General features: G+C 65.6%; 8 protein-coding genes. 5 read left to right on the plus strand and 3 right to left on the minus strand.

Annotated features, from left to right (window positions below):
- Window positions 1–3: 3 nt before the first annotated feature.
- Complete coding sequence (locus PMI15_RS09420) at window positions 4–513, plus strand: 6,7-dimethyl-8-ribityllumazine synthase (RefSeq protein WP_007867238.1); 510 nt, start codon at window positions 4–6, stop codon at window positions 511–513.
- Window positions 514–561: 48 nt separating this feature from the next.
- Here the strand turns inward: PMI15_RS09420 and parC are convergent, their stop codons facing one another.
- The 3 genes from parC to PMI15_RS09435 form a co-directional block, all read right to left on the minus strand.
- Entirely contained in the window at window positions 562–2,919 is a 2,358-nt protein-coding gene (gene parC / locus PMI15_RS09425) for a DNA topoisomerase IV subunit A (RefSeq protein ID WP_007867241.1), read from the minus strand.
- A gap of 141 nt (window positions 2,920–3,060) precedes the next feature.
- Window positions 3,061–3,936 (minus strand): lytic transglycosylase domain-containing protein, encoded by an 876-nt coding sequence (locus PMI15_RS09430; protein ID WP_007867244.1) that lies wholly within the window; start codon window positions 3,934–3,936, stop codon window positions 3,061–3,063.
- Window positions 3,936–5,906 (minus strand): DNA topoisomerase IV subunit B, encoded by a 1,971-nt coding sequence (locus tag PMI15_RS09435; protein ID WP_007867255.1) that lies wholly within the window; start codon window positions 5,904–5,906, stop codon window positions 3,936–3,938. The genes PMI15_RS09430 and PMI15_RS09435 overlap by 1 nt, the downstream gene beginning before the upstream one ends.
- Before the next feature lie 188 nt (window positions 5,907–6,094).
- On the opposite strand from PMI15_RS09435, the gene PMI15_RS09440 reads away from it, so the two are divergent.
- The 4 genes from PMI15_RS09440 to dapA all read left to right on the plus strand — a co-directional run.
- Complete coding sequence (locus PMI15_RS09440; protein WP_007867258.1) at window positions 6,095–7,315, plus strand: MFS transporter; 1,221 nt, start codon at window positions 6,095–6,097, stop codon at window positions 7,313–7,315.
- Between the two features lie 182 nt (window positions 7,316–7,497).
- On the plus strand, window positions 7,498–8,310 hold the full coding sequence (locus PMI15_RS09445) for an SDR family oxidoreductase (RefSeq protein WP_007867264.1): 813 nt from the start codon (window positions 7,498–7,500) through the stop codon (window positions 8,308–8,310).
- Entirely contained in the window at window positions 8,307–8,888 is a 582-nt protein-coding gene (locus tag PMI15_RS09450) for a bifunctional 2-polyprenyl-6-hydroxyphenol methylase/3-demethylubiquinol 3-O-methyltransferase UbiG (RefSeq protein WP_007867267.1), read from the plus strand. The genes PMI15_RS09445 and PMI15_RS09450 overlap by 4 nt, the downstream gene beginning before the upstream one ends.
- A gap of 92 nt (window positions 8,889–8,980) precedes the next feature.
- On the plus strand, window positions 8,981–9,669 hold a 689-nt coding region (gene dapA / locus PMI15_RS09455), incomplete at its 3' end, for a 4-hydroxy-tetrahydrodipicolinate synthase (protein ID WP_007867268.1).

The following is a 9,669-nucleotide window of genomic DNA, read 5'->3' on the forward strand; positions in this document are numbered from 1 at the left end:
TCCATGAGTCAGATCCTTGTTTCTTCCCCTTCCGCCGCCCATCCGGGTGGCGCTCCCAAGGCGCGTTTCGCCTTTATCCAGTCGTCCTGGCACGAAGACATCGTCGACCAGGGGCGCGGCGCCTTCCTGGCCGAAATGGCCAGGCAGGGCGTGGGCCCTGAATCCGTAGACACTTTTGAAGTGCCGGGCGCCTTCGAGATTCCGCTGCACGCCAAAAAGCTCGCGCAGTCGGGCCGCTATGCGGGCGTGGTCTGCTGCGGGCTGGTGGTGGACGGCGGCATTTACCGCCACGAATTCGTCGCCGATGCAGTGATCAGCGCGCTGATGGGCATTCAGCTGGAGACCGGCGTGCCGGTGTTCTCAGCGGTGCTGACGCCGCAACACTTTCATGAGCATGAGGAGCACCGCCAGTTCTTCACCGCGCACTTCCTGACCAAGGGAAAGGAAGTGGCCCAGGCCTGCCTGGAAACGGTGGCGGGCCTCAGGAAGCTCGAGTCGCTTCTCGCAGCCTGAGCCTGAGGCGGCTGAACGCCCGCCCCTTCAGGGCGGCGGGCGCCGCGCTTACTCGACGCGGGTGACGCCGCTGGGCTTGAAGCCCAGGTCGGCTGCCTTGCCCTTGCGCGCGCGTGCCGCGCGGGCGTTGTTCAGCGTGCGGATTTCGAGCGTTTCCTCGCGCGCCTTGCCGCCGCGGCCAATGCCTTCGATCTTCACGCTGCGGGTGTAGGCCGCCGCGCCGGCCAGGGTATCCTTGGCTTCGAGGTCTATCAGCATCAGGCCGCGACCGCCGGCGGCCTGCATCTTGAGTTCGCCGATTTCAAAGGTCAGGATGCGGCCGCCCGTGGAGGCGCAAGCCACGTGCGTGGCGGGCAGGATGGGTGTCGCGCCGCTGTTGAAGGCGGCGTGCGAAGGCCTGCAGATGGTTTCACCCTCGGCGCAGCTGATAAAGGCCTTGCCGGCCTTGAGGCGCGAGGTCATGTTCTCGACCGTGGCGAGGAAACCGTAGCCGCCGCTGGCGCTGAGCAGCAGCGCGGCATTGGACGGGCCCGCGAAGTAGTGCACCAGCTGCGTGCCGGACTCCAGGTCGATCATCGTGGTCAGCGGCTGGCCGTCGCCGCGCGCGCCGGGCAGTGAGGACACCGGCACCGAATAAATCCGGCCGCGCGAGCCGAAGGCCAGCAGCGTGTCGACGGTGCGGCATTCAAAAGTGCCGTACAACCCGTCGCCGGCCTTGAAGGCAAAACCCGCCGGGTCATGGCCGTGGCCGCTGCGCGCGCGCACCCAGCCTTTGTCGCTGATGACCACGGTCACGGGTTCGTCGAGCACCTTGACTTCGAGCACGGCTTTTTTCTCAGCCTGGATCAGCGTGCGGCGCGCATCGGCGAACTGCTTGGCGTCGGCCTCGATTTCCTTGACCAGCAGGCGTTTGAGCGCCGCCGGGCTGCCCAGGATTTCCTCGAGCTTGCCCTGCTCTTCGCGCAGGTTTTTGAGGTCCTGCTCGATCTTGATGGCTTCAAGCCGCGCCAGTTGGCGCAGGCGGATTTCAAGGATGTCCTCGGCCTGGATTTCACTGAGTTTGAAACGCTCAATCAGCGCGGCCTTGGGCTCATCCGAATGGCGGATGATGGCGATCACCTCGTCGATATTGAGCAGCACCAACTGCCGCCCTTCGAGGATGTGGATGCGGGCCAGCACCTTGTCCAGGCGGTGCTGCGAACGCTTTTGCACCGTGGTCTGGCGGAATTCAATCCACTCGCCCAGCATCTGGCGCAGGGTTTTCTGCGTGGGCTTGCCGTCCAGCCCGACCATGGTCAGGTTGATGGGCGAGGAGCTCTCGAGGCTGGTGTTGGCCAGCAGGGTGTTGATGAGTTCGGACTGGCCTATCTTGCTGGTCTTGGGCTCGAACACCAGGCGCACCGGTGCATCCTTGCTGGACTCGTCGCGCACCACGTCGAGCACGGCGAGCACGGTCTGCTTGAGCTGCACCTGGTCCTGGCTCAGGGCTTTTTTGCCGGCCTTGATTTTAGGGTTGGTGAGTTCCTCGATCTCCTCGAGCACACGCTGGGTGCTGACACCGGGCGGCAGTTCCTGCACCACCAATTGCCACTGGCCGCGCGCGAGCTCCTCGATTTTCCAGCGCGCGCGCACCTTGAGCGAGCCGCGGCCCGTGCTATAGGCGGCGGCGATTTCCGCGCTGCTGGAGATGATCTGTCCGCCGCCCGGGTAGTCGGGGCCGGTGATCAGCGAAAACAGTTCGTCGTCGGACAGCTTGGGCGTCTTGATCAGGGCCACGCAGGCGTCGGCGACTTCGCGCAGGTTGTGGCTGGGGATTTCGGTGGCCAGGCCGACGGCGATGCCGCTGGCGCCGTTGAGCAGCGCGAAAGGCAGGCGCGCGGGCAGCTGGCGCGGCTCCTCGAACGAGCCGTCGTAGTTGGGCACGAAGTCGACCGTGCCTTCGTCAAGCTCCTCGAGCAGCAGGGTCGTGATGCGCGCCAGCCGCGCCTCGGTGTAGCGCATGGCCGCCGCGCCGTCGCCGTCGCGCGAGCCGAAATTGCCCTGGCCGTCGATCAGCGGGTAGCGCTGGCTGAAATCCTGGGCCATGCGCACCATGGCGTCGTAAGCCGCCTGGTCGCCGTGCGGGTGGTATTTACCGAGCACGTCGCCGACCACACGGGCGCTCTTGACGGGCTTGGCCCCGCTGGCGCCGTTGGCGCCGCCAAAACCCAGGCCCATGCGCGACATGCTGAAAAGAATGCGGCGCTGCACCGGCTTCTGGCCGTCGCAGACGTCGGGCAAGGCCCGGCCCTTGACGACGCTGAGCGCGTATTCAAGATAGGCCCGCTGCGCGTACGCGGCCAGCGAATCCTGGTCGGCGGGTTCGGGAATGGGGGCGACTGCGTCCGGTGTGAAAAGATCATCCATCGTGATTTGGCTTGGGGCTCGGTCGGTTTATGCCGGGCCGGCGCGCTTCAGCGCGGCCGGTACGGGATTATGAAAAGAAAAAAAGGGGTGCCTGCTTTGCAGGCTGCCGGATGTTCCGGCGAAACGCCAGTTGCATGGGTCTCAGTTCCGCTCGGGTGGAGCCTCTGGCGTGGTGGTGGCCGCGACCGTGGTCGGCACCATGTTGCCGCGGCCCGTGCTGCCGCCCATCATCTCCATGCGCACGCGGCCGCCGGGCGCCGCCATCATGCTGGGGGGCTTGAGGTGGTTGTAGAGCTGCATCACGGTCTTGACGTAGTTTTTGGTCTCTGGGTAATTGGGGATTTTGTTGCCCGCGCGCTGCACGGCGCCCTCGCCGGCGTTGTAGGCGGCAATCGCCAGCTCGAGCTGGCCGGGGAACATGGCGATCAGGTCGCTGAGATAGCTGGAGCCGGCTCGGATGTTGGTCTTGGGGTCGGTCAACTTTTTGTGGACCGTGGAATCCTTGCTGGCCCGCACGCCGTAGCGCTCCGCCGTCGGCGGGATCAGTTGCATCAGCCCGACCGCACCCTTGGGCGAGACGGCCTGGGTGTTAAAGCCCGATTCGGTGGCGATCAGGGCCTGCAGCAGTTCGTAGTCGATGCCGTGCGTGGCGGAAGCCTCGCGCAGCAGGTGCTTGACGGCCTTGTAGTTGGGCGACACGTCGAAGTAAGCCAGCAGCTTGGGCGGCGCGGCGGCCACGCCGGTGGCGCGGTTGGCGCCGCTGCCCACGGCCTTGCCGCTGCGGCCGGTGTTGCCGCCGCCGGCGCTGAAGCTTTCGCTGCCGCGGAAGAAGAGTTCATAGCGGTCGTCCAGCCGCACGGCCGAGAAGTGCGCGATGCCGTCCTTGTCGACATAACCCCAGATGTCGGCGTGGGCGGGAGACGCGAACAGCGCGGCCAGGCCCATGGCCGCCAGCGGCAGGCCCAGCGCGCGCAGGGGCCGCCGCAGAAAGGAAAGAAAAGTCTCAGGCAGGTTCATCAAATATCAATCTCCACGGCATCGCCGTGCAACTCCATCAGTTCGCGGCGCGCCGCGGCTTCGCCCTTGCCCATCAGCTTGGTGATCAGGCTCTCGGTCTGCAGGAAATCCTGGTTGCCCAGTTGCACGGGCAACAAACGGCGGGTATCCGGATTGAGCGTGGTTTCCCAGAGTTGTTCCGCGCTCATTTCACCCAGGCCCTTGAAGCGGCTGATGCTCCAGGCGCCTTCGCGCACGCCGTCCTTGCGCAATTTATCCAATATGGCGGTCAATTCGCCTTCGTCCAGGGCATAAAACTTGGATGCCGGCTTTTTGCCCCGGGCCGGCGCGTCCACCCGGAACAGCGGCGGCCGCGCGACATACACATTACCCGATTCGATCAATTTGGGGAAATGGCGGAAAAACAGGGTGAGCAGCAGCACCTGGATGTGCGAGCCGTCGACGTCGGCATCGCTCAGGATGCAGACCTTGCCGTAGCGCAGGCCGCTGAGGTCGGGCGTGTCGTTGGGGCCGTGCGGGTCCACGCCGATGGCAACCGCGATGTCGTGGATTTCGGTGTTGGCGAACAGGCGGTCGCGCTCGACCTCCCAGGTGTTGAGCACCTTGCCGCGCAGCGGCAGGATGGCCTGGCTTTCCTTGTCGCGGCCCATTTTGGCGCTGCCGCCGGCCGAGTCGCCCTCGACCAGGAAAACCTCGTTGTGCGCCAGGTCGCGGCTTTCGCAGTCGGTCAGCTTGCCGGGCAGCACGGCCACGCCCGAACCCTTGCGTTTTTCGACCTTCTGGCCGGCCTTCTGGCGGGTTTGCGCGGCCTTGATGGCGAGTTCGGCCAGCTTGCGGCCGTAATCGACGTGCTGGTTGAGCCACAGCTCCAGCGCCGGGCGCACAAAGCTGGAAACCAGGCGCACGGCGTCGCGCGAATTGAGGCGTTCCTTGATCTGGCCCTGGAATTGCGGATCCAGCACCTTGGCGCTCAGCACATAGCTGGCGCGGGCAAAAACGTCTTCGGGCAGCAGCTTGACGCCCTTGGGCAGCAGCGAATGCAGGTCGATAAAGCTTTTGACGGCATTGAAGAGGCCGTCGCGCAGGCCGCTTTCATGGGTGCCGCCGGCGCTGGTCGGGATCAGGTTGACGTAGCTCTCGCGCATGGGCTGGCCGTCTTCGGTGAAGGCCACGCACCACTGGGCGCCCTCGCCTTCTGCGAAGCTGTCGTGCTGGGTGTCGGCAAAACCCTCGCCTTCAAACATCGGGATCACCGGGTCGCCGGTCAGGGTCTGCATCAGGTAGTCGCGCAGGCCGCCCTTGTAGAGCCAAGTCTGGGTGTCCTTGGTTTTCTCGTTGGTCAGCGTGACGGTGACGCCGGGCATGAGCACGGCCTTGCTGCGCAGCAGGTGGGTGAGCTCGGCCATGGGCAGCGCCGCCGATTCGAAGTACTTGGCGTCCGGCCAGGCCCGCACGGTGGTGCCGGTCTTGCGGTCGCCGTCGCCGTTTTTGCGCAGGTGCAGCTTTTCGGTGACGTCGCCGCCCGAAAACACCAGGTGGGCGACCATGCCTTCACGGTAGGAGGTGACCTCCAGGCGCTTGGACAGCGCGTTGGTCACGCTGACGCCTACGCCGTGCAACCCGCCCGAGAAGCTGTAGGCGCCGCCCTTGCCCTTGTCGAACTTGCCGCCGGCATGAAGCCGGGTGTACACGAGCTCGATCACGGGCGCCTTTTCTTCCGGGTGCATGCCGAAGGGAACGCCCCGGCCGTCGTCGTCCACGCTGACCGAGCCGTCGCTGTGCAGCGTGACCTTGATCTTCTTGCCGTAGCCGGCCAGGGCCTCGTCGGCGGAGTTGTCCAGCACTTCCTGGATGATGTGCAGGGGGTTGTCGGTGCGCGTGTACATGCCCGGACGCTGCTTGACGGGCTCCAGGCCCTTGAGCACGCGGATCGAGCCTTCGGAATATTCGGTGGGTAGTTTGTCAGCCATGGCAGATGAAAGAATTGCCGCAATTGTAGTCCGGGCCGCAAAAGTCACTGTACGAACATACAGTCCACCCGATTCGGGTGCGGAAACCGGGGGCGGACGCGGCAGCGTTTTGCCATTTTCGTTACAGTCGGCGAATCCACTCCTTGCCGCCCAGGCCTTTCCTTTTTTCGCCGCTCTCGGCGACACCCATGACCACCGACACCAAAAAACTCTCCATGCTGCAGGTGCTGATCTGCGGCGCCACCATCGTCACGCTGTCCATGGGCATACGCCACGGCTTCGGGCTCTGGCTGCAGCCCATCACCCAGGCCCAGGGCTGGACGCGCGAAACCTTTGCCTTCGCGCTGGCGGTGCAAAACCTGTCCTGGGGCGTGTTCGGCATCTTTGCCGGCATGGCGGCCGACCGCTTCGGCGCGTTCCGCGTGATCGTTGGCGGCGCCCTGCTGTACGGGCTGGGCCTGGTGGGCATGGCGCTGTCGCCCACCGGCTTTCTGTTCACCATGACGGCCGGTGTGCTGATAGGCGCCGCGCAGGCCGGCACCACCTATGCCGTGATCTACGGCGTGATAGGCCGCAACATCCCGGCGGAAAAGCGCTCCTGGGCCATGGGCGTGGCCGCGGCGGCGGGCTCTTTCGGCCAGTTCCTGATGGTGCCGGTTGAAGGCCTGCTGATCAGCGGCCTGGGCTGGAAGGAAGCGCTGCTGGCGCTCAGCGGCGCCGTGCTGCTGATCGCTCCGCTGGCGCTGGGCCTGCGCGAGGGCGGCTTTGCCGGCGGCCAGCCGGCCAAACGCGAGCAGACCATAGGCCAGGCGCTGCGCGAAGCCTTCAAGTACCCAAGCTTCCAGTTGCTGATGGCAGGCTACTTCGTCTGTGGCTTCCAGGTGGTCTTTATCGGCGTGCACATGCCCAGCTACCTCAAGGACAAGGGCCTGTCGCCGCAGGTGGCCAGCTATGCGCTGGCGCTGATAGGCCTGTTCAACGTCTTCGGCACCTACATCGCCGGCTCACTGGGCCAGAAAATCGCCAAGCGGAAAATCCTGGCGACGATTTATTTCTCCCGCGCGGTGGTGATCGCCGTGTTCCTGGCGGCGCCGCTGAGCCCGCTGAGCGTGTACATCTTCGCCAGCCTGATGGGACTGCTGTGGCTGTCGACCATCCCGCCGACCAACGCGGTGGTGGCGCAGATCTTCGGCATCCAGCATTTGTCGATGCTGGGCGGCTTCATCTTCTTCAGCCACCAGATCGGCTCCTTCCTGGGCGTGTGGCTGGGCGGCTATCTATATGACCGCACCGGCAGCTACGACATCGTCTGGTACATCGCCATCGCGCTCGGCGTGTTTGCCGCCCTGGTGAACCTGCCCGTGCGCGAGGCGCCGATCACGCGCGCCGGCGTGCCGCAAGGGGCCTGAGATGGCCAAAAAAGCCGGCCTGTGGGCGCTCGCGGTCATCGCGTCGCTGGGGGTGTTTGCCCTCTACACACGGCCGGAATTCCTGTTCACACTCGCCAACCAGATCTGGGCCTGTTTTTAGGGACTGCCCGGCGGTTTTGCGAGTGATTGGGGCCAGCGCCCCAAAACGGGAAGAGGACACCATGAAAACCATCATCATCACCGGCGCCTCGGACGGCATAGGCGCGGAAATGGCGCGGCAGCTGGCCAAAACCCATGGCGCCGGCGTGGCGCTGGTGCTGGCCGCGCGCAATGAAACGCTGCTGGACGAGGTCGCGCACCAGTGCGCCGCGCACGGCGCGCAAACCCTGGCCGTCAAGACCGACGTCTCCGTCGAGGCCCAATGCCGCCACCTGGTGGACGCCGCCGTCGGCCGCTTCGGACACATCGACGCCCTGATCAACAATGCCGGCATGTCGGCGCAGGCCCTGCTGGAGGACGTCAAGGCCCAGGACCTGGGCTGGTACGAGCAGTTGATGCGCATCAACCTCTGGGGCAGCGTCTGGTGCACCCATGCCGCACTGCCCTACCTGAAGCTGCGCCACGGCAGCATCGTCGCCGTTTCCAGCCTGGCCGGGCTGATAGGCGTGCCGGGCCGCACGGCCTACAGCGCCACCAAATTCGCCATGGTGGGATTTTTTGAGGCGCTGCGCGCCGAGATGAAGGGCGCCGGGGTCAGCGTGACCACCGCCTACCCGGGCGTGGTCGCCACCCATATTCGCCACCGCGGCTTCAACGCGGCGGGGGTGGCCGCGGGATCCAGCGGGCTCAAGGAAGACAAGGCCATGAGCGTGGAAGAATGCGCCCGGCTGATCCTGCAGGGCATGGAGCGCCGGGACCGCGAGGTGGTCATGACGGCCAAGGGCAAGCTGGGCCGTTGGCTCAAGCTGATCGCGCCCGGCCGGGTCGAAGCGATGGCGCTGGCGGCGCTTAAAGATGAGGTGAAGCCGCTTTGACGGACCCCAGGCCGCACGGAACGGAGCCGCCCTCCACCTGGGTGCGGCGCTGGTCGCACCTGGTGCGTGAAGGCGGCGTGGTGCTGGACGTCGCCTGCGGTTATGGCCGCCATGCCCGCTGGTTTCACGGGCGAAACCACCCCCTGGTCCTGGTGGACCGGTCGCAGGAAGCTCTGGAGGCCGCTACAAGCGCCCTCCCGGCATCGGCCTGCGAGGCCGTGGCGGCCGATATTGAAGCCGGCCCCTGGCCTTTTGCGGGCCGCCAGTTCGACGCAGTGGTCGTTACGAACTACCTCTGGCGCCCGCTTTTGCCGACCTTGCTGGCCGGCCTGGCGCCGGGCGGCGTGCTGATTTACGAAACTTTTACGCAAGGCAATGAGACCGTGGGCAAGCCTTCGCGGCCCGATTTTTTGCTGCACACCGGGGAATTGCTGGAAGTCTGCCGGGGGCTGCGCATCGTTGCCTTCGAGGAGGGCTTCCACGAAAACCCGCCGCGCTTCATCCAGCGTATCGCGGCCGTCCGCGAAACCGCCGCGACTGCGGGTTTGCCCGCCCCGCCGCGTTATTTCCTGCCCTAGGCTCTGGGTAGAATGCAGGATTGGCTTTTCGGGGCCGGCCCGGCGGTATTTCGGCCAAACCCTGTCCGGCCGCGAACGTTTACAAGTACAGCATGAAACCCATTACTGGCAGCATCGTTGCATTGGCAACGCCCTTGCATGATGACGGCAGCGTAGATTACCCCACCCTGCGCAAACTGGTGGACTGGCATATCGCCGAAGGCACCGATTGCATAGGCGTGGTCGGCACCACGGGTGAATCCCCGACCGTCAACGTCGAGGAGCATTGCGAAATCATCCGCGTCTCGGTGGAGCAGGCCAAAAAGCGCGTGCCCATCATGGCCGGCTGCGGCGCCAACTCCACCGCCGAGGCGATCGAACTCGCCAAATTCGCCAAGCAGGTGGGTGCCGACTGCCAGCTGCAGGTCGTCCCCTACTACAACAAGCCCACGCAGGAAGGCCAGTACCGGCACTTCAAGGCGATTGCCGAAGCCGTCGGCGACCTGCCCACCGTGCTCTACAACGTGCCCGGCCGCAGCGTGGCCGATATGGCGCACGCCACCGTGCTGCGCCTGGCCCAGGTGCCCGGCATTGTCGGCATCAAGGAAGCCACCGGCAACATCGAGCGCGCGCAATGGCTGATCAAGGAAGTGCCCAAGGGCTTCGCCGTGTATTCGGGCGACGACCCGACGGCCGTGGCGCTCATGCTCTGCGGCGGCCAGGGCAACGTCAGCGTGACGGCCAACGTGGCGCCCCGGCTCATGCACGAGCTGTGCGTGGCCGCTGTGGCGGGCGACACCCG

The organism is Polaromonas sp. CF318 (assembly GCF_000282655.1).
In the GTDB taxonomy this organism is placed as follows: Bacteria; Pseudomonadota; Gammaproteobacteria; order Burkholderiales; family Burkholderiaceae_C; genus Polaromonas.